Origin of the sequence: Pseudoxanthomonas sp. PXM02, assembly GCF_014851805.1 — a bacterium.
GTDB lineage: Bacteria > Pseudomonadota > Gammaproteobacteria > Xanthomonadales > Xanthomonadaceae > Pseudoxanthomonas_A.
On record NZ_JACVAK010000003.1, the window covers coordinates 399286 to 423204 of the forward strand.

23 protein-coding genes are annotated in these 23919 nt (G+C 68.0%); 7 read left to right on the top strand and 16 right to left on the bottom strand.

Annotated features, from left to right (window positions below; all coding sequences use genetic code 11):
- Positions 1-19: 19 nt before the first annotated feature.
- The 4 genes from secB to IB225_RS15860 all read right to left on the bottom strand — a co-directional run bounded on the left by secB (position 20) and on the right by IB225_RS15860 (position 2052).
- Positions 20-538, bottom strand: a complete 519-nt coding sequence (gene secB / locus IB225_RS15845; protein ID WP_192312280.1) for a protein-export chaperone SecB — start codon at positions 536-538, stop codon at positions 20-22.
- 99 nt (positions 539-637) lie between these two features.
- Entirely contained in the window at positions 638-1081 is a 444-nt protein-coding gene (locus tag IB225_RS15850) for a rhodanese-like domain-containing protein (protein ID WP_192312282.1), read from the bottom strand.
- Between the two features lie 63 nt (positions 1082-1144).
- A complete protein-coding gene (locus IB225_RS15855) occupies positions 1145-1585 on the bottom strand; it encodes a hypothetical protein (protein ID WP_225583913.1) in 441 nt (146 codons plus the stop codon).
- Between the two features lie 8 nt (positions 1586-1593).
- Complete coding sequence (locus IB225_RS15860; protein WP_192312284.1) at positions 1594-2052, bottom strand: YiiD C-terminal domain-containing protein; 459 nt, start codon at positions 2050-2052, stop codon at positions 1594-1596.
- Between the two features lie 16 nt (positions 2053-2068).
- Here IB225_RS15860 and IB225_RS15865 point away from each other — a divergent pair, with 16 nt between their 5' ends.
- The 3 genes from IB225_RS15865 to IB225_RS15875 all read left to right on the top strand — a co-directional run bounded on the left by IB225_RS15865 (position 2069) and on the right by IB225_RS15875 (position 5171).
- On the top strand, positions 2069-2839 hold the full coding sequence (locus IB225_RS15865) for a uroporphyrinogen-III synthase (protein ID WP_192312286.1): 771 nt from the start codon (positions 2069-2071) through the stop codon (positions 2837-2839).
- A gap of 95 nt (positions 2840-2934) precedes the next feature.
- Positions 2935-3915, top strand: a complete 981-nt coding sequence (locus IB225_RS15870) for a uroporphyrinogen-III C-methyltransferase (RefSeq protein WP_192312896.1) — start codon at positions 2935-2937, stop codon at positions 3913-3915.
- Positions 3912-5171: a heme biosynthesis HemY N-terminal domain-containing protein gene (locus IB225_RS15875; protein WP_192312288.1), complete on the top strand. Its 1260-nt coding sequence runs from the start codon at positions 3912-3914 to the stop codon at positions 5169-5171. Before IB225_RS15870 ends, IB225_RS15875 begins: the two co-directional genes overlap by 4 nt.
- 2 nt (positions 5172-5173) lie before the next feature.
- Here IB225_RS15875 and IB225_RS15880 read toward each other — a convergent pair whose 3' ends face one another.
- Positions 5174-6178 (bottom strand): DUF4349 domain-containing protein, encoded by a 1005-nt coding sequence (locus IB225_RS15880; protein ID WP_192312291.1) that lies wholly within the window; start codon positions 6176-6178, stop codon positions 5174-5176.
- A 157-nt stretch (positions 6179-6335) separates the two neighbouring features.
- Here IB225_RS15880 and ggt point away from each other — a divergent pair, with 157 nt between their 5' ends.
- Complete coding sequence (gene ggt / locus IB225_RS15885; RefSeq protein ID WP_192312293.1) at positions 6336-8078, top strand: gamma-glutamyltransferase; 1743 nt, start codon at positions 6336-6338, stop codon at positions 8076-8078.
- Between the two features lie 45 nt (positions 8079-8123).
- On the opposite strand, the gene IB225_RS15890 is transcribed toward ggt, so the two are convergent.
- Positions 8124-9404, bottom strand: a complete 1281-nt coding sequence (locus tag IB225_RS15890) for an acetyl-CoA C-acetyltransferase (RefSeq protein WP_192312295.1) — start codon at positions 9402-9404, stop codon at positions 8124-8126.
- Between the two features lie 107 nt (positions 9405-9511).
- Here IB225_RS15890 and IB225_RS15895 point away from each other — a divergent pair, with 107 nt between their 5' ends.
- Positions 9512-10396 carry a hypothetical protein gene (locus tag IB225_RS15895; protein ID WP_192312297.1) on the top strand — a complete coding sequence of 295 codons (885 nt, stop codon included), beginning with the start codon at positions 9512-9514 and terminating at the stop codon, positions 10394-10396.
- Positions 10397-10448: 52 nt separating this feature from the next.
- On the opposite strand, the gene IB225_RS15900 is transcribed toward IB225_RS15895, so the two are convergent.
- From IB225_RS15900 to glnA, 6 genes are all read right to left on the bottom strand, one after another.
- Positions 10449-11021, bottom strand: a complete 573-nt coding sequence (locus IB225_RS15900) for a superoxide dismutase family protein (RefSeq protein WP_192312299.1) — start codon at positions 11019-11021, stop codon at positions 10449-10451.
- 77 nt (positions 11022-11098) lie between these two features.
- Positions 11099-12541: a nitrogen regulation protein NR(I) gene (gene ntrC, locus IB225_RS15905; protein ID WP_192312301.1), complete on the bottom strand. Its 1443-nt coding sequence runs from the start codon at positions 12539-12541 to the stop codon at positions 11099-11101.
- Positions 12531-13607: an ATP-binding protein gene (locus IB225_RS15910; protein ID WP_192312303.1), complete on the bottom strand. Its 1077-nt coding sequence runs from the start codon at positions 13605-13607 to the stop codon at positions 12531-12533. The genes ntrC and IB225_RS15910 overlap by 11 nt, the downstream gene beginning before the upstream one ends.
- A gap of 37 nt (positions 13608-13644) precedes the next feature.
- Entirely contained in the window at positions 13645-15123 is a 1479-nt protein-coding gene (locus IB225_RS15915; RefSeq protein ID WP_192312305.1) for an ammonium transporter, read from the bottom strand.
- 15 nt (positions 15124-15138) lie between these two features.
- Positions 15139-15477, bottom strand: coding sequence for a P-II family nitrogen regulator (locus IB225_RS15920; protein ID WP_055941078.1), 339 nt, complete (start codon positions 15475-15477; stop codon positions 15139-15141).
- A 432-nt stretch (positions 15478-15909) separates the two neighbouring features.
- Positions 15910-17319: a type I glutamate--ammonia ligase gene (gene glnA, locus IB225_RS15925; protein WP_192312307.1), complete on the bottom strand. Its 1410-nt coding sequence runs from the start codon at positions 17317-17319 to the stop codon at positions 15910-15912.
- A 216-nt stretch (positions 17320-17535) separates the two neighbouring features.
- Between glnA and IB225_RS15930 the strand changes: the two genes are divergently transcribed.
- Together IB225_RS15930 and IB225_RS15935 are read left to right on the top strand one after the other, a co-directional pair.
- Positions 17536-18330, top strand: a complete 795-nt coding sequence (locus IB225_RS15930) for an undecaprenyl-diphosphate phosphatase (RefSeq protein ID WP_192312309.1) — start codon at positions 17536-17538, stop codon at positions 18328-18330.
- Between the two features lie 76 nt (positions 18331-18406).
- Positions 18407-19228: an META and DUF4377 domain-containing protein gene (locus IB225_RS15935; RefSeq protein WP_192312311.1), complete on the top strand. Its 822-nt coding sequence runs from the start codon at positions 18407-18409 to the stop codon at positions 19226-19228.
- A gap of 33 nt (positions 19229-19261) precedes the next feature.
- Here the strand turns inward: IB225_RS15935 and IB225_RS15940 are convergent, their stop codons facing one another.
- From IB225_RS15940 to IB225_RS15955, 4 genes are read right to left on the bottom strand one after another with little or no spacing between them, the layout of a single operon-like run.
- On the bottom strand, positions 19262-20131 hold the full coding sequence (locus tag IB225_RS15940; RefSeq protein WP_192312313.1) for a hypothetical protein: 870 nt from the start codon (positions 20129-20131) through the stop codon (positions 19262-19264).
- A gap of 8 nt (positions 20132-20139) precedes the next feature.
- Positions 20140-20757, bottom strand: coding sequence for a YbhB/YbcL family Raf kinase inhibitor-like protein (locus IB225_RS15945; protein WP_192312315.1), 618 nt, complete (start codon positions 20755-20757; stop codon positions 20140-20142).
- A 26-nt stretch (positions 20758-20783) separates the two neighbouring features.
- Positions 20784-22853 carry a tetratricopeptide repeat protein gene (locus tag IB225_RS15950; protein WP_192312317.1) on the bottom strand — a complete coding sequence of 690 codons (2070 nt, stop codon included), beginning with the start codon at positions 22851-22853 and terminating at the stop codon, positions 20784-20786.
- Positions 22854-22902: 49 nt separating this feature from the next.
- On the bottom strand, positions 22903-23895 hold the full coding sequence (locus tag IB225_RS15955; RefSeq protein ID WP_192312319.1) for an alpha/beta fold hydrolase: 993 nt from the start codon (positions 23893-23895) through the stop codon (positions 22903-22905).
- Positions 23896-23919: the final 24 nt, after the last annotated feature.

The window sequence follows — 23919 nt, forward strand, 5'->3', positions numbered from 1 at the left end:
CGGGACCATGCACCGGCGATCAGGCGTTGCCGGCCGGTTCCGAGTTGGCGAGGGCGGCATCGCTACCCTGCGCGGCGCGCTGGCGCAGCGATTCGGCGTACAGCGCCTCGAAGTTGATCGGCTGCAGGAAGAACGGCGGGAAGCCGCCGGCCTGCACCAGGTCGCTGACCAGCTGGCGCACGTACGGGAACAGGATGTTCGGGCACTGGGTGCCGAGCAGCACGTCGACGGCCTGCGGCTCCAGCCCGATCAGGCCGAAGATGCCGGCCTGCTGCACTTCCGCCACGTAGGCGGTCTTGTCGCCGGCCTTGCAGGTCAGGGTCACACCCAGCACGACTTCGAAGGCGTTCTCGCCCAGGCGCTGCACGCGCTGGTTCAGGTTGAGCTGGAGTTCCGGCTGCACGTTCTCGGCGAACACGGCCGGCGCACCGGGGGCTTCGAAAGAAACGTCCTTGACGTAGATCTTCTCGACAGTGAAAGCGGGGCCAGCGGCTTCGGCGGCAGGCGCAACCGCGCCGTTGGTGGTCTCGTCGGACATTTCTTTGACTCCGGAATCTGGATTGCAGCGGTGAATGGAAACTATCTCATGGCGACACGCGGGGCCCGGTTCAAGGGCGGGTCCGCGGCCACCGGGGGATCAGCGGCCCTTGATCAGGGGCAGGTCGGCCTGCTGCCAGGCGGCGATGCCACCCTCCAGCGCGTAGACCTTTTCGAAACCGGCCTTCTTCAGGCGCTTGGCTGCGCCGCCGGACGCCTGCCCGGTGCGGCAGACCAGCACCACCGGCTGGGACTTGGCCCCGGCCAGCAGCTTGTTTTCGGGGTCGAAGTTGCTGGGCAGCACGTTGCGGCTGCCCGCGATGTGGCCCTTTTCGAAGTCGTTGCTCGCCGACAGGTCCACGACGAGGGCGTTTTCGCTGTTGACCAGCTGGGTCAGCTCGGCCGGGCGCAGCGTTTTGTAGCCACGGAACAGGCGCGCGATCTCGGTGTAGACGATGGCGACCGTCAGGCCCACCAGCGCCAACGACAGGATCTGGTTGAAGGGAGAACGGGTGGCGAAAGCCAGGATTTCTTCGAAATTCACGGGGTTGGCGATCTTCGAGCGGGCGGCGATTGTCGCACAGGACGCCGTCCGGGCGCCGGCGGCCTATTCCCCGTTCCAGAGATCCGGCAGGCCCACGACCAGCCACCAGCGCTTGGCCTCGGGGTCCCAGCGCCAGCGTTCGCGATAACGCATCGTCCGCTCGGCCATCGTGTGCTTGTTGATCACGCGCAGCTCGACCGCGCGTTCGACGGTGCCATCCGGCCCGCCATTGGTCGACACATCGCGGTAGCCGGAGATCTGCACCTGCTGGTAGCGCTCGAACTCGAGCTCGCTCATCGGGTGCTCGGCCTTGTAGGCCGGATCGACGGCCTGCCAGGCGTTCTCGAAATCACCCCAACGGATCGCCGCCGCGTAAGCCTCCTGCACCTGCTGCAGCTTGCTGCGCTGCAGGCGACCCTGCGCGGAGGCCGGCGCGAGCACCAGCACCATGGCCACGGCCAACATCCATTTCCCGATCACGTGCATGCTTGTCCCCTTGGTCATGCCGCATGCTACCGCTTCGCCATCGCGACGAAGCGCCCGCTCAACGTGGTAGCCATGCCGCCTTCAGGCAACCGGATGCAGGCCTCCACCTGGATGCGTGCGCGGCCTCGCTGCACCAGCGTGTCGATGAAGGTCTCCAGCGACTGGCCCTCGGCGAAGCGCGCATCCGCGACCAAGTCGCCGTACAGCGGCGCGAGATAGCGGATCTGGCTGTCGGCCACGTAGACCTCCGCCTTCAACCCTGCCAACCGCAGCTTCAGCGTCACCAGACCCCAGCCGGCCACGGTCATCAGCGAGGTCAGGCTGCCACCGAACGCGTTGCCCTTGTCGTTGACGTTGGCCGACAACGGCGCGATCAGCCGCAGGGCATCGTCGTGGAAGCCTTCGACGTCCACGCGCATCGCCGCCACCGGCGGCATGCCGCGGCAATAGTCACGCAGTTCCTGCAGGGCTTCTTCCGGACTCATCACTCATAATCCGCGCATGGGACATCCAACGCCGCCGGCATGGTACGTCATCTCGCTGCGGCCCCAGGGTGGCCACGACGCGCTCCGGCGTGCCGCCGCCCGCCACGGTGCGGGCCTGCTGGCGCTGTCGCCGTGGCGCATCTCCCGATGCGACGACGATGCCTCCCGCGACGCCCTGCGCGCAGCGCTTGCCAGCCCTGTCGTCGTATTCACCAGCCCCGCCGCCGTGTCTGCGGCGCAGGCCCTGCAGCCGCTCCGGGACGCTCCCGGCCAGTCATGGCTGGCGGTAGGCAGCGGTACCGCAGCGGCGCTGAATCGCGCCGGGATCCACGAAGTGGCGTTCCCGGAGCGCATGGACAGCGAGGGCCTGCTCGCACTGCCGGAACTGGCCGACCTGCACGGCACGCGACTGGGGTTCGTCACCGCGCCGGACGGACGCAACCTGCTGGTGCCCACACTGGAAGCCCGCGGCGCCGAGATTCACCGCGCCGAGGTTTACCGGCGCGAATCCGTCCCGCTGGGCGCCCGCGCACTGACCGCATTGGCCGCGCTGCAAGCGCCCGCCTGCCTGCTGCTCAGCAGCGGCGGCGCCCTGCAGGAGGTGCTGGCGCAGCTGCCCGATAGTCTTGCGGGCCGCTTCAGGGCATTGCCCGTGGTGGCCGCCAGTGGACGACTGGCGGACGCCGCGCACGAGGCGGGCTTCGCCCATGTCGTCCTCGCCGACGGGCCGCGCCCCGCCCAATTGGTGAAGGCGGCGTGCACCGTCCGTCCTGACGGCATCCGGTAGCATCTGCGGCGCACATCACGTTTTACCTGCCGCCAAGGAAGCCCGTGAACGACGACCTGCCCTCTCCTCCCTCCCGTCCCGGCAACCGCGCGCCCATGGTGGTGGCCGCGCTGGTGCTGCTGGCGCTTGGCCTGGGTGCCTGGCGCGGCTGGGCGTGGTGGCAGGCGCGCAACGCGCAGGAACAGACGGCGCAGTCGGCGGCGGCACAACGGCTTGAAGCACTGGAATCACGCACCGACGCCCTGCGCCGCGACCAGCGCGCACAGGCGCAGCGCTTGCTGGATGCCGCGGCGACCAACCGCGTGCTGCGCGACGAAGTCCTCGGCCTGGGCCAACGCGGCGCATTGCTCGAAGAGAGCGTCGCCAAGCTCAGCGATCCCACCCGCCACGGCGCACAGGCACTGCGGCTGGACGAGGTGGAGCTGCTGCTTTCGCAGGCGGCGCAGCGTCTGGACATCGCCCATGATCTGGCGGGCGCGAGGCGCGCGTATGCACTTGCCTCCGGCGCGCTCGACGGCATCGATGACCATCGCCTGCTCAACCTGAAGCAGGCACTGGCCCAGGAGCGCACCGCGCTGGATGCGCTCGGCGAGGGGCCGCAGGCAGCCGCGATGAAGCAACTCGACGCCATCGCAGCCGCATTGACACGCCTGCCTCGCGAAGCGGTCACGACCACGGACACCCCGGCCCGTCCGACCTGGCAGCGCTGGCTGGCGCCGCTGGTCGATGTCCGTCCCACGCGCGACAGCACACTGATCGCCCCCGACGAGCGCACCGCGGCCGACGTCGCCTTGCAGGTCGAAGTCAGCCTGGCGCGTGCGGCGCTGGAACGCGACGACGATGCGGCCTATCGCGCCGCGCTGGCCCGCATCGATGGCTGGCTGCCGCGGTTGTGGCCGGATTCACCGGAACGACGGCAGGTTCACGCGCAATTGCGCACATTGCAGTCGACATCGGCGCCGGCCCGCCCCATGGAGCTCGGCAGCACGTTGCAGCAGTTGCGCACGCTGCGTAACGCCGGGCTGCGCGTGCAGGCACCGATGCCATCCATGGACACGCCGGAGGTCGCGCCATGAAGCCATTCCGTACCGTCGTGCTGTTGCTGTTGCTGCTGCTGGCCGGTGTGCTGGCGTCGCAGTGGATGGCCGGGACCGAACGCGACCTGGGCGAAGTATTCATCCGCTTTGCCGGCTATGACGTGCACACGAACGTGCCGCGCGCGCTGCTGGCGCTGCTGCTGTTGGGCGGCGTCGCATGGCTGCTCTGGCACCTGCTCACGCTGCCGTTCCGCGCCTGGGGCCGCCATCGCCGCAAGCAGGCGAGGGCGCGCCTGATCGACGGTCTGGACGCGCTGCACGCGGGCCACTGGCAGAAGTCGGAGAAACTGCTGGAGCGCGCCGCGGATGACGATGAAGTCGGCGCGATCGCCCGTACCGCCGCCGTACGTGCGGCGCAGGCGCGCGGCGACGACGCTGCGGTCCAGTGTCACCTGCTTGCGCTGCGCGAACGCTCCGTGCAGGCGCACGCGATCACAGCAGCGCAGATCGCACTCGACGCCGGCCGACCACATGATGCGCTCGCCGTGCTGGACGCAACGGACGTGCAGCCGCTGCCGCCACGCGGCCTGGCGCTGCGTGCCGAAGCCCTGGCCAGCACCGCACGCGCGGGCGAGGCGTACGGACTGCTGGGTGCGCTCAAACAGCAGCAGGCGCTGGCGCCCGTCGCTTTCGATGCGCTGGAAGTCCGGCTGGCTACGCAGTCATTGCACGAAGCATCCGATCCCAACGTGTTGGCCGAGCGCTGGGAAGCACTGACGAAGCCGCTACGGCTGCAGCCACTCGTGGTGACGGCGTATGCCGAACGCGCCGCCGCGTTGCGCTGGGAAGACGCGGCGACGCGCAGCATCGAACAGGCGCTGGAAGCGCGCTGGGACGAGGATCTGGTGGCGCTGTACGGCCGCCTGCCGGTGGGCAAGCTCGATTCGCGTCGTGCCAGCGCGCAGCACTGGCTGCACGCGCATCCCGCCAGCCCTGCCCTGCTGGTGACGCTGGGACGTCTGGCGCGACAGCAAGGGCAGTGGACCGCGGCGCAGGAGTTCCTGCATCGCGCGGTCGCCCAGGGCGCAGGCGCGGACGCCTGGGAAGAGCTGGCGATCGGCTTCAACGAGGCCGGCGACACCGCAGCGGCGCAGCAGTGCCACGCCAATGCGGTGAAGGCTGCGCGCGGCGAAATGCCGGTGAAGCTGCCGGTGCGCGACATGCGGCAGGAGATCCATGACGCCGCCGTCGTCGAAGAGCGCGACGCGCACGGCGTGCCGCGCCTCAAGGACTGACGTCAGCCGGCGACAGGCTTCTTCCTGCGCCAGCGGCGCCACCCGACCACCAGTGCGAGCGCCACCAGCCACAATGGCCACAGCGTGGCCAGCGCCACCACGAGCTGCAGTCCGCCGCGCCAGCCGACCGCCAGCGCATCACCCAGCTGGCTGAAGAAGCCTGGGCCGTTGTCGCGGAACACGGCATCCACGTCCACCCGCTCGGCCGTTCGCACCTGTACGTCCTGCTGCAGCGACAGCGTGATGGTGCTGAACGCCACGCGATCCTCGAATTCCTTCTGCGCAATCAGCGCTTCGTCGCGGCTGGTGCGCGCGGCGCCACGCGCCTGGATGGCGTCGGCCTTGTCGCCGAGCTTGCCGCCCGCCTGCACGGCGTCACCGAGTTCCTGCTGTTCATCCTGCGCGCGTTGCCGCGCCAGTTGCTGCCGCAGCAGGTCGAACTGCGCATCGCGTGCGTTGAAGTTGCGCCGGTCGAGGAATTCCATCTGCCCCGCGATGGCACGCAGGAAGCCCTGCGTGCGTTCACTGGGCACGCGCACCGTCAGCGTGCCCTGCAGGCGGTACTCGGAAAGTTCCAGCCGCTTGCCGTTGCCGATCGGCCGGCTCTGCACGCGCTGCACTTGCGCCTGGATGTCGTTGTCGACGACGAAGCCGCCCTGCTTCGCCACCTCGTCCTCGATCGCCAGCGCCGTGCGGTAGACATCCTTGACCTGGAACTCCGCCATCGCCGTGCGGATGAAGCGGCGTTGCGGGTCGGCCTGCACCAGCGCATCGGACGCCAGCTGCGACGCGGCGACACCGGGGCCCTGGAGCCCTGTCGCGTCCTGGCTGCGCTGGCGCGCTGCCGGCGCGACCGCCGCGGCATCGGCAGCGGATTCCTCCATCGCAGGCGCGGCCGCTGCTGCGACATCGGCCTCGGCGGGGGCCATTTCATGTCGGCTGCACGAGGCAAGCAGGGTGATCAGGGCAAAGACGTAGGCGACGCGATACATCCTGTTCGTGCGCATGGAAACTCCTGGCAAAGGGTCAAGGCCGTCAGGCCGGCCACACCTCCAACGCACGGCGCGGCCTGCCGGGGTTGGCGGGCATCATTCCATGTCCAGCGGTCGTGAAGGCGACCGCGCGCATGGGACAATCCTTGGGCCTGCCCTTCGGTGACCCGCCATGACCCGACGCCTAAGCGCTGTCCTGATCGTCTTCCTGCTGACCACGACCGCCGGGGCCAAGACACCGGTCGCCACGGGTCGCGGGGGCGCCGCGGCGACCATCAGCGAGCGGGCCACGCAATCTGCGATCACGATCCTCGACCAGGGCGGCAATGCGGTCGATGCCGCTGTAGCGGCGGCCGCGACGCTCGGCGTGACGGACCCTTTCAGCTGCGGGATCGGTGGCGGCGGCTTCATGGTGGTCTACCTGGCCAAGGATCGGCGCGTGATCACAATCGACCATCGCGAGACGGCACCGGCCGCCACCACGCCGACACTCTTCATCGAAGACGGCAAAGAGATGGACTTCGACACTGCTATCGCCAGCGGGTTGTCCGTCGGTGTACCCGGCACCGTGCGTGGCTGGCACGAAGCATTGCAGCGCTACGGCACGATGTCGTTCGAACAGGTGCTCGCTCCTGCGATCACGGTCGCGGACGAGGGCTTCACCGTCGATACCAACTTCTCGTCCCTGGTGAGCCAGAACGAACGCAAGTTCAACCGCTTCCCCGCGACGGCGGCGCTGTACCTGCGGAACGGCAAGGCGATTCCGTCCGGCACGCGATTACGCAATCCCGATCTCGCACGGACCTATCGTCTGTTGGCGAGCGGCGGCGTCGACGCGTTCTACGAGGGCCCATTGGCGAGCGCGATCGTCGACACGGTCAATCGGCCACCCACCGCCCCCGGTGTGTCGGTCCGCGGCAGCCGCATGACCCTCGCCGACCTGGCCAACTACGAAGCGCGCCTGCGCCTGCCGGTGCATTCCACCTATCGCGGCTACGACCTCTACGGCATGGCGCTGCCGAGCAGCGGTGGCGTGACCGCATTCGAGGCACTGAACATCCTCGAAGGTTACGACCTGAAGGCATTGCCTCGCGCGGAGGTCGAGCATCTCTATCTGGAAGCGAGCCGCCTGGCCTTCGCCGACCGCGATGCCTACCTGGCCGATCCGGAGTATGTCGATGCGCCGGTGCCGGGCCTGCTCAGCAAGGACTACGCGGCACAGCGACGTGGGTTGATCGATGCGGACAAGGCCGCGCCGGGAGTCATTGCCGCCGGCGATCCTTATCCGTTCCAGCAGGACCCGAGTCATCCGCTGCGTCCCGCACCGCGTACGCTGCAGCCCGAGAGCGCGCATACGACACACCTGACCGTATCGGACAAGGAGGGCAATGTCGTCGCCTACACCTTCACGATCGAGGACTGGGGTGGCAGCGGCATGGTGGTGCCGGGTTACGGCTTCCTGCTCAACAACGAGCTGACCGACTTCGATTTCACCGCGCCGCATCCGAACATCCCCGAGGCCGGCAAGCGCCCACGCAGCAGCATGACGCCGACAATCGCGCTGAAGGACGGCAAGCCTGCGTTCTCGATCGGCAGTCCAGGTGGCTCCACCATCATCACCACGGTGCTGCAGACCATCGTCAACTACGTCGATCTCGGCATGCCGATGGATCAGGCCATCGACGCGCCGCGCCTATCGCAACGCAATGGCGCCGTCACCGATGTCGAGCCCGGTTTCGCCGGTAGTGCGCAGGCCAAGGCATTGGCCGGCATGGGACAGCGCTGGTCGGATCAGGCGGCGGAGATCGGCGCGGCGAACGCACTGGTATTCAACACAGATGGCACGGTGACCGCCGTCAGCGAAGGCCATCGGCATGGTGTGGGCAGTGCGCTGGTGCAGGCACCGGCACACTGAACTCGGAAGAACACACTGACGCGTCGCGGCGAGTGCCGCGCCCGCTCAACGCTCGATGATCGCCACCACGCCCATGCCGCCAGCCGTGCAGATGGAAACCAGCGCGCGGCCACCGCCGCGTTGCTGCAACTCCTTCGCCACGGAGGCGACGATGCGCGCACCGGTGGCGGCGAACGGGTGACCCGTCGCCAGCGAGGAACCATTGGGGTTCATCTTTGCCGGATCGATCTTGCCCAGCGGTGCATCCAGGCCCAGGCGGTTGCGGCAGTAGTCCTCGCTCTCCCATGCCCGCAGCGTGCACAGCACCTGCGCGGCGAAGGCCTCGTGGATCTCGTAGATGTCGAAGTCCTGCAGCGTCAGCCCGTTGCGCTTCAGCATTTCCGGCACGGCGACGGTCGGCGCCATCAGCAGGCCTTCGCCATGCACGAAGTCCACCGCAGACACCTGCGCATCCTTCAGGTAGGCGAGCGGCTCGTGGCCATGCGCCCTCGCCCACTCATCGCTGGCGAGCAGCACGGCGGCCGCGCCGTCGGTCAGCGGAGTGGAGTTGGCGGCCGTCAGCGTGCCGCGGCCGGACACCTTGTCGAATGCCGGCTTCAGCGTCGCCAGCTTTTCCAGCGAGGTGTCGGCGCGCAGGATGTTGTCGCGCTCCAGCCCGCGGAACGGCGCGATCAGGTCATCGAAGAAGCCGCGCTCGTACGCGGCCGCCAGCTTCTTGTGCGAAGCGACGGCCAGTTCGTCCTGCGAATCACGCGAGATGTTCCATTCCTTCGCCATGTCCTCGCAGTGGTCGCCCATGCTCTTGCCGGTGCGCGGCTCGGCCACGCCCGGGAACTCGGGCTTGAGCTCGCTGAACTTGAAGCCGCTGACCAACGCCTTGAGCTTGTCCTGCGTGGTCTTGGCGCGATTGGCGGCCAGCAGGCGCGCGCGCAGCTTCTTGCCGTAGACGATCGGCACTTCGGACGTGGTATCGGAACCGCCGCCGATGCCGGACTCGATCTGGCCCAGTGCGATCTTGTTGCCGATGTGGATGATCGTGTCGAGGCTGGTGCCGCATGCACGCTGCAGGGTGATGCCGGGCGTCAGCGGCGACAGGCCGGACGACAGCGCGGCTTCGCGGCCGAGGTTCCAGTCGGAGGAATGCTTGATCACCGCGCCCATCGCCACTTCGCCCAGCTGCTGGCCATGCAGGCCGAAGCGCTCGACCAGCGCACCCAGCGTGCGCACCGACATGCCCAGGTTCCCCACATCCGCGTAGGCCGTGTTCTGGCGGCAGAACGGAATGCGGACGCCGCCGAGGATGGCGACGGGACGGGATGCGGGCATGGGGACCTCTGGACGGATGGCGACGACGGGATGGTTGAAGATGCGCCTGCGTACGGCAGGCATAATGGGCAGTGTAATGCGCCCCTCCACCACCTCCAACCGCTGACATGACTCGATCCCCAACCGGCCCCGTCGTCATGGGCGTGATGGCCCTGGAACTGGCGGCCGGCAACACACCGCAGCGCGCGGCCCTGTCCGCGGCCGAGGCGAGCGGACTGGCGGAAAAGCTGGGGCGCGACCTCGCCACGCACGCGCCGCAGCTGCGTGACCTGGATCTCGTCCTGGCCGCCGCGCATTTCGATCCTGCGGAGGCATTGCGGCCCGGCTGGTCGCTGCACCAGCGCCTGCGCGAGCTGCACCAGCGCGCGCCGGGACGCGGCGAAGGCGCGCGGCTGATCGCGTTCGGTGCCGACGACACCGGTGACATCCCGATGCCGTTACAGGCCGACGACGGCCTGCGCGGCGGCCTGCTGCGCGTGGTGCCGTTCCTGCTCAGCGGCGATGACCATACGGTTGAAGCCGTCGGTGAACGGTTGGAGAGCGTACTGCTGGAAACCGGCATGGCCCAGGCCGACACCGCGCTGCTCGCGCAGACCGCGTTCGGGGCGCAGATCGAACACGCACGCTACATGACGCTGCACGATCTCGCCGCGATGACCGCGATGCAGTACGAACACGGCGGCCTCGGCGCGCTGTGGCCGGTGATCGAAACCGCGTTGATGGCCCCCACCGAAGAGCAGTGGCTGGATGCGCCGCCGGAACCGCTGCTGCGCTACGCGCAGGGCGAAGTGCACATCGCCCTGTTCGAACCGGTCGCCTGGCGCGCGCGTTATGCGTCCCAGGAGGCGACCGATGAACGCCTGGAACGCGCCTACCAGCATTTCCAGGCGCGTCAGCAGCAGATCGCTGCGGTGCTCGAAGCGCACGGCATTCCGGTGACCTTCGCGCACTGCCCCGGCAACAGCGACGCGCGCCAGTCACTGCAGTCCTGAAACGCAAACGGCGCCGGGCTTGTCGCCCGACGCCGCCCGGAACACCTGGTGCTTACTGCGTGACCTTGATGATGCCGCAAGCGACACGTGCGCCCGCGTTGCCGGCCGGCTGGCTGGCGTAGTCATCCGGCGCGGCGTGCACGATCAGCGCGCGACCGGCCACGTCGTTGACCGCGTTTCCGCCCAGGGTGACGCCTTCCAGATGCACGTCGACCTTCGCCACGCCATCAGCGTTGGCGGTGAGGTTGTTCATGTCGCCGGCGTGGTGGGCGCCGCTGCCGGCCTTGCCATGCGTGGCATTGAACGGATTGAAGTGGGGGCCCGCGCTGCTGGCATCGGCGGCACTGCAGTCGCCCTTCTCGTGGATGTGGAAGGCATGCGTGCCGTTGGCCGGCAGACCACCGAGCTCACCGGTCAGATGCAGGCCCTTGCCCATCGGCGTGAGGGTGACGCTGCCGCTGACCAGGCTGCCGGAGGCGGAAGCCAGCACGGCGACCGCCTGCTTGGCGGTGCTGATGGTGGGCACGTTGGCCGGCGTGGTAGACGGCGGCGAAGACGAGGACGGCGTGGTGCCGCAGGCCGCGAGCGCGAGGGCCGAGGCGGCGGCCAGCAGGGCGATACGCATGGGAAGCTCCGGGAAAGGTGTGGCCCGGTAACGTAACCGCGGCTACCTTCATGTTCAATGAAAGCGGCGGACCGCTTTCACCCGCGCTTGCGGCCCGGCCCCAGCTTGCGCGTCACCGTGTTGCGCCCCACACCGAGCTTGGCTGCGGCTTCGGCGCGACGGCCATGCGTCAGTTCGAGTGCGACTTCCAGCAGGGTGCGGTCGAGCCGCTCGCGTGCTTCGGCATGCAGCGACTCGGCACCTTCCAGCAGGCGGCGGCGCGCCCACTCGCCCAGCGCATGGTCCCACTCGCCGCGGCCGCCGGCGATCGGCGCATGCGACAGCGCGCCCTGCAGGTCGGTGGTGTTGATGACATCGGCCGGCGCCAACGCAGCCAGCCGCCAGCAGACGTTCTCCAGCTCGCGCACATTGCCGGGCCAATCGTGGGCCTGCAGCAGGTCCAGGGCAGCGTTGCTGAAACGCTTGGGCGCGATGTCCAGCTTGCGCGTGGCCATGGCGAGGAAGTTTTCGGCCAGCTGCGGCACGTCCGCCCGGCGTTCGCGCAGTGGTGGCAGCTGCAGGCGTACGACGTTGAGGCGGTGCAGCAGATCGGCGCGGAAGCGGCCCTCTGCAACCAGCCCGTCGAGGTCCTGGTGGGTCGCGGCGATCACCCGCACGTCCACGCGGATCAGTTCGCGTCCGCCCACACGAAAGAATTCGCCTTCCGCCAGCACGCGCAGCAGCCGCGTCTGCAGCGGCAGCGGCATGTCGCCGATCTCGTCGAGGAACAGCGTGCCGCCGTCGGCCTGTTCGAACCGGCCGGTGTGGCGCTTCTGTGCACCAGTGAACGCACCAGCCTCGTGGCCGAACAGTTCGCTTTCCAGCAGCTCGGACGGGATCGCGGCGGTATTCAGCGCGACGAACGGTTTGCGCGAACGTGGCGATTCGTGGTGCAGCGCATGCGCAACCAGTTCCTTGCCGGTGCCGGTCTCGCCAGTGATCAGTACCGACAGCGGCGCCTGCGCCAGCCGTCCGATCGCACGAAACAGCGCGCGCATCGCCGGCGTGTCGCCGATCAGCTGCGGGGTGGGCGCCGCCGCGGCGTCAGCCTCCTGCGCGGCATCCGTCGTCTCTTCCGCATCCGGCAACGTGCGTGCGGCCAGCGCCACCGCATCGTCAAGATCGAAGGGTTTGGACAGGAATTCGTGCGCGCCGCCGCGGAACGCGCCGGCAGTGCTGGCGACGTCGGTGTACGCGGACATCACGATGACCGGCAGCTGCGGATGCGTGGCCTTCAGTTTGTCGAGCAGCACCAGGCCGTCGTCGCCGGGCATGCGCACGTCGGTGAACAGCAGATCCGGGGCACCCCGCGCACCGAGCGCACTCAGGGCGGCGGCGGCACTGTCGAAGCCGTCGACCGAGTAGCCCGCATCGCGCAATGCGGTGGCCAGTACGAAGCGCACCGAGCGGTCGTCGTCGACCACCCATATGCGGCGTGCGTCGGCGGTGCCGCTGGTGGCGGCCAGGCGATCAGTGGACATGACGTTCCTCGTCGGTGTCGTGCAGCGACTGCGGCAGCATCAGGGTGAAGACCGTATGGCCGGGGCGCGAGCGGTAGGTCAGCGACCCCCGGTGTTCGCGCGCCACCTGCTGCGACAGCGCCAGGCCCAGGCCACTGCCTTCGGCGCGGCCGCTGACCAGCGGCAGGAACAGGTGTTCGGCGAGCTCTTCAGGCACGCCGCGGCCGTCGTCGACGATCTCCACCCGCAGCGCCATCGCATGCAGGTGGTCGTGGATGCGCGACCCGTGTTCGACACGGGTGCGCAGGATGATGTTGGCGGCACCCGCCTGGATGGCGTTGCGCACCAGGTTCCAGACCGCCTGGGTCAGGCGGTCGGCGTCACCGGACAGTTCCGGCAGGCTGGGGTCGTAATCGCGCTGCAGGCGCACCGACCAGCCGCCCTCGTTCTCGGCCAGGCGCAGCACGCGTTCCAGCACGGTGTGGATGTTGAGCAGGGCATGGGGCCGCTGCGGCGAAGGCGACAGCAGCTGTTCCAGCAACGTGTTGAGGCGGTTGATCTCGGATTCGATCAGTTCGATCAGTTCGCGTTCGTCGTCGTTGTCGCTGCGGTGCGCGGCCCGACGGGCCAGCAGCTGTGCAGCCCCCTTCAGGCCGGCCAGCGGATTGCGCAGTTCGTGCGCCAAGCCCTTGAGAGCGGCGCTGAGGGCGTTCGGCAGGGCCTGGGTCGGGTCGAGCGCGGGAAACTCGTCCACCGGGTGCGCCTCCAGCAGCCAGCCGCCGCCATCCAGCCGCGACAGCCAGCCTTCGGCAAAGCGCGGCGACTCGCCAGGCATGCCCAGCGCCATGCGGTGCAGACGCAGGACGTCGCGATCGGTGTTGTCCAGGAAGCGCGCCATGGCGTCGCCTTCGATCTCCAGGGCCGCCAGCGGCTGTGCCAGCAGACGGCGGGTGCTGACGCCCAGCCAGCGGGCGAAGGCAGGGTTCACGCCGCGGATCAGGCCGGCGGCATCCGCCCAGGCCACCGGCGTGCTCAGCGCGTCGGTGGTGGGGTCGAAACGCATAGGGGACGGGGCCGGGGACGACATTGCACCAGTTTAGTGCAAAGCCGTCCCCGGCAATCCATCAGGCCTCGTAGGCCGATTCACCGTGCGAGGCGATGTCCAGACCCTCGCGCTCGGCGTCTTCGCTCACACGCAGGCCGAACACGACCTTGGCGATCAGGAACGCGATCACCGAGACAACGCCGATCCAGACGATGGTCAGGCCCACGCCGGTCGCCTGCTTGATGACCTGCGCCACCATGTCGAAGTCCTCGGCACCCGGGCCACCCAGCTTCGGCGAGTTGAACACGCCGGTCAGGAGGGCACCGACGATGCCGCCGATCGCGTGCACGCCGAACACGTCGGCAGTGTCGTCGACCTTCAGCAGGCGCTTCAGGCCGGTGACGCCCCACACGCAGACCACGCCGGCAATGAAGCCGATGGCCACGGCGCCGAACGGACCCACCAGGCCAGCGGCCGGGGTGATGCCGACCAGCCCGGCGACCGCACCCGAGGCCACGCCCAGCGCGGACGACTTGCCCTTGAAGATCTTCTCGGTCAGCGCCCAGGCGATGACGGCGGCGGCGGTGGCGACCAGCGTGTTGATGAAGGCCAGCGCGGCGCCCGCATTGGCTTCCAGGTTCGAGCCGGCGTTGAAGCCGAACCAGCCCACCCACAGCAGCGACGCACCGACGTAGGTCAGGGTGACGTTGTGCGGCTTCAGCGCGGTCTGGCCGTAGCCCAGGCGCTTGCCCACGAAGTACGCGCCGATCAGGCCGGCCACGCCCGCGTTGATGTGCACCACGGTACCGCCTGCGAAATCCAGCGCGCCCAGTTCGAACAGGTAACCACCGGTGGCCCACACGATGTGCGCGATCGGCAGGTAGCCGAAGGTGAACCAGATCACCGAGAACAGGATCACTGCGGCGAACTTCATGCGCTCGGCGAACGCACCGACGATCAGTGCACCGGTGATGCCGGCGAACGTCGACTGGAACGCGACGAACACGTATTCCGGCAGGGCGACGCCGTCACTGAACGTGGCCGCCAGCGTTTCCGGCGTCACGCCCTTCAGGAACAGCTTGTCGAGGTTGCCGATCCACGCGCCTTCACCCGAGAACGCCAGGCTGTAGCCGTAGACGATCCACAGCACCACCAGCAGCGAGAACACGGTGATGACCTGCACCAGCACGGACAGCACGTTCTTCGAACGCACCATGCCGCCGTAGAACAGCGCCAGGCCCGGCACCACCATCAGCAGCACCAGCAACGTGGAGGTCAGCATCCACGCCACGTCGCCCTTGTCCACCGTCGGCTCGGCGGCGGCGGCTTCGGCGGGCTGCGCTTCGGGGGCCGGCGTTTCGGTCACCGTCTCGGTGACGGCTTCGGTGACCACTTCTGGCGCCGGCGCAGCTTCGGCGGTGGCTTCAGCCGCTGGCGGCGGCGTGGTGTCCTGCGCGATGGCGTTCGCCGCCACGCCCACGGTCATCAGGCCGCACAACGCGGCCAGGCAGAGTACTTGCGCACGGGTCTTCCACCCGGACAACAGTCGAGTCTTCATGTGGGGCTCCGAGTGTTAGAGCGCGTCCGCGCCGACTTCGCCGGTGCGGATGCGGATGACCTGGTCGATGGTGGTGACGAAGATCTTGCCGTCGCCGATCTTGCCGGTGCCGGCAGCCTGCTGGATGGCCTCGATGACGGCCTCCAGACGCTCGTCGGTGACGACGGTTTCGATCTTGATCTTCGGCAGGAAATCGACGACGTACTCGGCGCCGCGGTACAGCTCGGTGTGGCCCTTCTGCCGGCCGAAGCCTTTCACTTCGGTCACGGTGATGCCGGACACGCCCGCTTGCGACAAGGACTCTCGGACCTCGTCGAGCTTGAACGGCCGGATGATGGCGGTGATCAGTTTCATGCGCATACCCCGATGGTGGATGGAACCGGCCGACCGAAGTCGGCCGGCGGTTTCAGTACACCGGTGCGCGCAACCCCCTGGCAGCGTGCACGTGATCGGTGCGGAGCGATGCATGAACCGCATCCGTGCCCGCCGCGATCGATTGCGGCAGGAGCGGATGACGTGGGAGGGAGCTGCGGTTCATGGACCTCTCCTGTATTTCCCCAGTTACAGCGTTGGTGCGATCTCCGTGAATCGAAGACGGGTGGTGCCCCGGTTCCCCAACCGGTCGAGCGCGTCGCAGGACGATGCGCTCAATAAGGTGCGGCGATGGCGACGGGTGGGAGGGGAGATCCGTCGCCATCGCCGCGATAACTCAGTGCGCGCCCGCTGCGCCGTGGAGGACCGTTGCCCGGCCCTCCGCGTGCATCGCGATGTGCGCGTACGCCGGCATCAGTTGGCGTAGTACAGCTGGTATTCCAGCGGGTGCGTGGCCGCGCGGAACTTGGTCACTTCCTGCATCTTCAGCGCGATGTAGGCATCGATGAAGTCGTCCGACATCACGCCGCCGGCCTTGAGGAAGTCGCGGTCCTTGTCCAGCGCGTCCAGCGCCTGGTCGAGGCTGGAGCAGACCTGCGGGATGTTCTTCTCTTCTTCCGGCGGCAGGTCGTACAGGTCCTTGTCGCTCGGCGCGCCCGGGTCGATCTGGTTCTTGATGCCATCCAGGCCGGCCATCATCAGCGCGGTGAAGGTCAGGTAGCCGGACTGCAGCGGATCGGGGAAGCGGATCTCGATGCGGCGCGCCTTCGGATTGGCGACCCACGGAATGCGGCACGAGGCGGAACGGTTGCGCGCCGAGTAGGCCAGCATCACCGGCGCCTCGAAGCCCGGCACCAGGCGCTTGTAGCTGTTGGTGCCCGAGTTGGCGAACGCGTTGATCGCCTTGGCGTGCTTGAAGATGCCACCGATGTACCACAGCGCCAGCTGCGACAGGCCGCCGTAGCCGTCACCGGAGAACAGGTTCTGGCCGCCCTTGGCCAGCGACTGGTGCACGTGCATGCCGCTGCCGTTGTCGCCGACGATCGGCTTCGGCATGAAGGTGGCAGTCTTGCCGTTGCGGTGGGCGACGTTGCGCACCACGTACTTCATGCGCTGCAGCTCGTCGGCCTTCTGCACCAGCGTGTTGAACTTGGCGCCGATCTCGCACTGGCCAGCGGTGGCGACTTCGTGGTGGTGCACTTCGACTTCGATGCCGACCTGTTCCAGCGTCTTGCACATCTCGGCGCGCAGGTCGTGCAGCGAATCGGTCGGCGGCACCGGGAAGTAGCCGCCCTTGATGCCGGGACGGTAGCCGCTGTTGGCGCCGTCGTAGCTCTTGCCGCTGTTCCAGGCGCCTTCTTCGGAGTTGATCTTGAAGAAGGTGTTGCCCATGTCGTTGGCGAACTGCACGGAATCGAAGATGAAGAACTCGGGTTCCGGACCGAAGAACGCCACGTCGGCGACGCCGCTGGCCTTCAGGTGGGCTTCGGCGCGCTTGGCGATGCCGCGCGGATCGCGCGTGTAGCCCTGCATGGTGGCCGGGTCGAGGATGTCGCAGACCAGCACCAGGGTCGGGTCGGCGTAGAACGGATCGAGGTAGGCGGTGCTCGGGTCGGGCAGCAGCACCATGTCGGACTCGTTGATGCCCTTCCAGCCCGAGATCGAGGAGCCGTCGAACATCTTGCCGTCTTCGAACAGCGACGCATCGACGATGCTGACGGGGAAAGTGACGTGCTGCTCGACACCACGCATGTCGACGAAGCGCAGGTCGACGAATTCGACCTTGTGTTCCTTGATCAGCTTCTCAACGTTGTCCAGGGACATCTTTGGAACCTCGGGTTGGATTAAGGGTTGTGCCCATACACAGCAATCGCCGTGCCAACCTTGATTCACATCCAACCTGTTGATTTTCAACAAGAGCACTGACGTCGTCTTCACGCGATATCACCGTTTTGGTGCATTCAGGAAACAGGAACGCCCAAAACGGTGCGCGGCGCTTTCCACTATTCTGTGCCGCCCCCCTCGTTTTTCGCCGACCTGATGACCGATCTGCTCGCCGCCCTGCTGCTCGGCATCCTGGAAGGCCTGACCGAGTTCCTGCCGGTCTCCAGTACGGGCCACCTGCTGATCGCGCAGTACTGGCTGGGCGAGCGCTCGGATTTCTTCAACATCGTCATCCAGGCCGGCGCCATCCTGGCCACCACGCTGGTCCTGCGCCGGCGCATCTGGGAACTGGCCACCGGCTGGGGCAACCCGGCCACCCGCGACTACGCGCTGAAGCTGGCGGCCGCATTCCTGGTCACCGCCTTGGTGGGCCTGCCGGTGCGCCTGGCAGGCTGGGAGCTCCCCGAGACCGTTACGCCTATCGCGTGGGCGTTGATCATCGGTGGCGTGTGGATGATCGTGGCCGAGCACCTGGCCGAGAAGCGCGGCGACGTCGCCACGATCACCTGGAAAGTGGCGATCCTCGTCGGCCTGGCGCAGGTGGTGGCGGGCGTATTCCCCGGAACGTCGCGCTCGGCGGCGGCGATCTTCATGGCGATGCTGGCCGGCACCAGCCGGCGCTCCTCCGCGGCGGAGTTCGTATTCCTGCTCGGCATTCCCACCATGTTCGCGGCCAGCGGCTATGCCTTCATGGAACTGGTGAAGGACGACGCGCTGGGCAGCGAGAACTGGGGCGAAGTCGCGCTGGCGTTCGCCGCCGCCACGGCCACCGGCTTCGTGGTGGTGAAGTGGCTGCTCGGCTTCATCAAGGCGCATCGCTTCACCGGCTTCGCCATCTACCGCATCGTGCTGGGCGCCTTGCTGTTGTTGCTGATGCCGGCGGGCGCCTGACGCGGTATCCACGCACGCCTTCACCCCGTTCCAACCCCTCGCGCGTTTGCATAGGCCACCCTTCGAGGATGCCGCCATGAAACGACTGCTGTTGATCGCCCTGCCGCTGGCCCTGGCCGCCTGCACGAAGCCCGCCGAACCCACGCCCCCGCCTGCCGATGCAACGCCCGCCACATCGACGCCCGCGGTCGCTGCCAGCACGGCGGACGCGACGCTGCTGCCGAAGTACCACTGGAGACTGACCGATGCGACCGACGCCAAGGGCCAGCGCATCGCGGCGCTGTTCGCACGCGCCGATCAACCGGTGCAACTGGACTTCCGCGACGGTCGTCTGGGCGTATCCAACACCTGCAACCGCATGGGCGGCACGTACACCGTCACCGACGGCTCGCTGACTGCGGGCAGCCTGGTCGCCACCCAGATGGCCTGCGCGGACAGCGCCGTCATGGCGCTGGACCAGGAAGTCGGCAAGCGCCTGGAAGGCACACTGAAACTGGCGACCACGGCAGGTGAAACACCCGCGCTGACGCTGACCACCGCTACCGGCGATGTGCTGGCCTTCACCGGCGAGCCGACGGCCGAAACCCGTTACGGCGGTCCCGGCGAACGCGTGTTCCTGGAAGTCGCGTCCGAGACCAAGCCCTGCAGCCATCCGCTGATCCCCGACATGCAATGCCTCCAGGTGCGCGAGATCACCTACGACGACAAGGGACTGAAGACCGGCACGCCGGGCGAGTTCCAGCATTTCTACGACGGCATCGAGGGCTATACGCACGAGCCGGGCATCCGCAACGTGCTGCGCGTGGATCGCTACACGGTGAAGAATCCGCCGGCCGACGCGTCGTCGAAGGCCTACGTGCTGGACATGGTGGTGGAGTCAGAGAACACCGCCCGCTGATCGGTTCGCGCTATGGGCGCTGACGCCAGCAGGTCAATACTTGCTGGCGGGCTGCATCGCTTCGAGCATTGCCTCGCAGCGCTCCGACTCCTGCATACCGGCAAGCATGCCCAATCGGTCGACCAACGAAACGTAGTAGAAGCCATCGCGCATTTCGCGCTCGGCATCGCTCGCTTCGGGAGGTTCCGCCAGCGTGCGCTCCAGCTCAGCCAGCGCGTCGGCCAGCCGATCCCGGTCGGCCGCGAACAGCGCGGGCACGTCTTCAGGCCGCCGCAATCCAAGCGTGGCGATCATCCCGTCGAGCGCTCGGGAGAGCCGGTTGTCGTTCGCAAGATCGTAGTATTGGCGCTCCACCACGTAAGCGTCGAACTCCCGCTTGCAGGCAGCCGCTCCCGCGACCTCGTTGCGAGCATCGAATGCGTGGGACAGCTCATGGACCATGAACACTCCCGCCCAGCGCGGCGTGAACCTGTCCGGCCGGATGCGGATGGCATTGATGCCATCCAGGTCCGTGGATGAAAGTGTCGCCGAAGGGACGTCCAGCAGCGGATGCCCCGTTTCGATGACAAAGCCCCACACACCGTCGCGTTTTCCGGGATAGAGGGCGAACAGACTGCCATCCGCCGCCAACCAGCCCCACGACAGCGCGGGGACGATGTCTGCTCGGATACGCTGCAATCGCGCCGGCACGGCCTCATTGCGTGCCAGTGCCGCGTCGATCGCCTGCACAACGGAAGCGATGCCCTCCCGGTGCAGCTCGACCACTTGCCGTGTTCCTGCATCCGGCGCGCGCGCTTCATCGGCGTTCGCAGGCATCGCCGCGATCAGGCCCAGCAGTGCGATGAAAGCACAGATCCTCGCGACCAGGGTCGGTCCCGCCATCGCCGTGGACAGCGCAGCCATCGCTGGGCTCAGCCGCCCGCCACGCCTGCATTCAACGTGTACGTGCCGTACACCAGCGCCTCACCCAGCACATGCCCCTGCATCGCACGTTCGACGTCACCCGCAGTGAAGCGCGAAGGAAGGTCGAGTGTGGCGACATCCAGTGCGAACAGGCGGAAGAAGTACCGATGCGTGCGCAGGTCGTTGAACGGCGGATACGGACCGTCGTAGCCGTAGTAGTCGCCGCCCATCTGCGCGTCACCAGCGAACCAGCCGGTGTAGTCGTTCAGTCCCTGGCGCGCACCCGCCGGTCCCGCAGGCTGTTGCTTGCCCTTCGCGGTGACGCCATCGCTGCAACTGCCGGCGGCGATCGTCCGCACGTCCGGCGCGATGTCGACCATCGCCCAGTGGATGAAGTGCGCGCGCGGCTGCTCGACCGGGATCTGCACATCGTCACGGCCGACCGTTTCAGGCACGGTTGGCGCATCAGGATCGATGCACAGCAGGGCGAAGGACTTCGTCCCTGTAGGGACGTCGTCCCACGCGAGGTGAGGATTACGGTTGGCGGCGAATCCGTCGGGCTGCCCCATCGCGAACTCGGCCGGGATGGGTGCCATGTGCTCGAAACTGTCGGTCCACAGACGCATGCGTCGCTCCTGCCAGAAAAAGGGAATCAGGCTTCCGGATAACCCAGGCGCACTGCCACCGGCGTCAGCGCGGCGAACGGACCCGCCAGTGCCTGTGCATAGTGGCGCCAGTGGCCGGCAGGGAAACGTCGCGCGCCGGACGAGGGCGGCTCGGTCAATTGCACACCGAGTGCACGGCTCAAGGCTTGCGCGACGGCGGGGGCATCGTCCTTGATGTCGTCCATGGCGATCAGGCGACTGGGGAACAGATCCTGCTCATGCAGGTCGGCGACCTGCGCGAACAGGCTGGCGAGCCATTCGGCACTGCTGTCCAGGTTGTCCAGCGCCAGCGGCACCGGTGCACCGAACGCCAGCCAGTCCAGGAAGGCATCGCGCGGGTCACGCACGGCGATGATCAGCAATGCCTCCGGCAGATGGGGGCGCAGCGCGAGCAGCAGCGCGTTGTCCCACCACGGCAACCAGTCGACGATGCCACCGTCCTCGGAGCGGTTGGCCAGCGTCTTGCGCCACTCCGCGATGCATGCCTCGCCCGACAACTCGCCCGACACCAGACGCGCAGGCGTGTGGTAGTTCTGCATGGGATCGGGCGGCGGGTTGGGCATCAGGCGATCTCCGCGCAGGCGGTTGCTGATCGCGCCCAGGACGCCGGCGATCGATTCGACGACCGTGCCCGGTGCACCCCACAGGAAGATCGGATACGCCTTGCCCGCAGACGCCATCGGAATCGGCGCGAGTTCCGGCCACGGCCCCTTCGCACCACTCGGCGTCCACAACGGCAGCCGGCTGGGCGCCAGTTCGTGGGCCAGTTCCGCCCAGGTGTTCGCTGCATCGGCGTGGCGGCCGGCACGATCGCGGACGAACGCCTGCCAGCTGCGCAGGCCGCGCTTGTGATGGGGTTCGGTCGCCTTGTTCGCCAGCTCGCCGACATGCGCAATCGCCGCCGTCGGATCGCGGCGCAGCAGACCTTCCACCAGTCGCTGTTCGCCGCTGGCGCGGCCGGGCTCCAGCTCGACGATACGACGTGCCACGGCTTCCGCCGCATCGTCGTCACCGGCGGCATCCAGCACCGACATCTGCGCTTCCAGCGCCGGGACATGCTTGGGCATGGCTGCCACCCAACGCTCCACCACCGCGCGCGCTTCCGGACTGCCCACGGCTTCGAACAGCAGGCGCGCCAGCCACAGATCGTGTGCGTCCGACGTGGTGGCCAGAGCGGCATCCAGCGTATTGCGGGCGTCTTCCTGCGCACCCAGACGGCGCCATGCTTCAATGATCGCCAGCACGGTTTCACGGTCGCGCGGCTGCGCGGCAAGTGCGATACGCAGCGCCGCCAGCGCCTCGTCGTTTTGGCCAGCCGCCAGACGCAGGTGACCGATGTAGCGATGCAGGGCCGGCGCATTGTTCAATGCGACCAACGGCAGCAGTTCGTCAGCCGCGTCGGCGGGACGCCCCTGCCGACGGATCAGGTCGGCGATCAGGCTGCGCAGGTTGTCGGAACCGGGCACCTTTTCGATCACGCCGCGGAAGGACTGTTCGGCAAAGGCCCAGTGGCCCAGCGCCATATGGATGAAGCCCAGCGCGTAACGCAGCTGCACGTCGTCCGGCGCCTGCTGCAGCGCAGCCGATACGATCTTGAGCGCGTCGTCGGGATTGCCGCGACGGAGACTGACCATGCCATTGATCGCTGCCAATTGCGGATGGTCAGGCGACACGCGCGTGGCCAAGCGGGCGAGACGCTCGGCTTCGTCCAGATCGCCCCGCCCCAGAGCCAGCTGACCCTGGATCAGGTAGGCGGTGAACTGGTTGGGATCGAGGCCCGTCGCCTGGTCCAGCGCTGCCTGCGCGTCCTCGTTGCGGCGGCTGCCCACCAGTACGCCCGCGCGGGCCAAGTGAAGGTCGGCGTTTTCAGGCGCCAGTGTGATGGCGCGATCGATGCTGGCCAGCGCAGCGTCGGGCTGGCCGTTCTGCAGCTGGGCGGCGGACAGCCAGCGCAGTGCCTGCGGGTCGTCGGGACGCTCGGCCACCAGGGCCTCGGCAGCAGTCAGGGCTTCGCCCAGGGCGCCACGGCGCAGGGCATCGAGGATGGGGTCATACATGGGGCTACCAGCGTTTGGTCAAACGCCGATTGTACCGGGGCTTCCCGGCTCAGGCGGCGCTGCCGGCCAGCCGTTCGGCCACCCAGCGCTCGGCGTAGCCTTCGCCGGTGACGTTCTCGATGAAAGCGCAGTGGCCACCCCACGGCGCGATCTCCAGCGTGGCCTGTGCCGGCAGCGCCCAGTCGCGGAACGTGTCGAACGGGATCACCGGGTCGTCTTCGGCCATCAGGATGTGCGCCGGCACGCTGAGCCCGGCCAACCGCTCGCCGGCAATGGCGTAGCCGTCGAAATAGGCGTCCAGCGTGCCGAAGCCGGTGTGCCGCTGCACCAGCCAGTCGGTCAGCGCGCGGATGTCGAGCGCCAGCACGGTATCGTCGAAATCGTGCCGCTGCGGGAACAGGCTGCGCTTGCGCTCCAGCGAGCGACGCCACTTGCGTGCGAAGTACCAGTCGTACAGCGGCAACCCGTTCTCGATGCTGTCCATCGTCGTGGCCGGGTCCAGCAGCGGGCAGACCGCCGCCACGTGCGCCAGCGCCAGCCCGGCCTGCGGCGCACGCAGCGCCAGCCGCAGCGCGAAGTTGCCTCCCAGCGAATAGCCCGCCACCCGCATCGGCACATCGCCGGCGAAGCGGCGCGACACGTCCAGCGCCGCGTGCACCACCTCGTCCAGCCGGTTGGAGTGGAACAGGTCTTCGTTGAGGTGGTGGGTGTCGCCGTGGTCGCGGAAGTTCAGCCGGAACACGTCGAAGCCGCGCGCCAGCAGCTCCGCGGCGGTCAGCCGCATGTAGCTGGAATCGGCACTGCCTTCCCATCCGTGCAGCAGCAGCACCAGGCCGCGCGACATACGCCCGGCCACCTGGCTGTGGAAGCCCTGCAGGCGCACGCCGTCGCCGCCATCCACGATGTGCTCCAGAGTCACCGCACCACTGCCAGCCAATGCGCGCAGGCCCCGCCGACGGCGCAGCCCGCTGGAACCCAGCACCGATTGCAGGTGCGGATTGCGCAGCCAGCGCGGCGGTCGGAAATCGGCGGCAGTGATCATGGCGTCATCGCGGCAGCGTCGGGA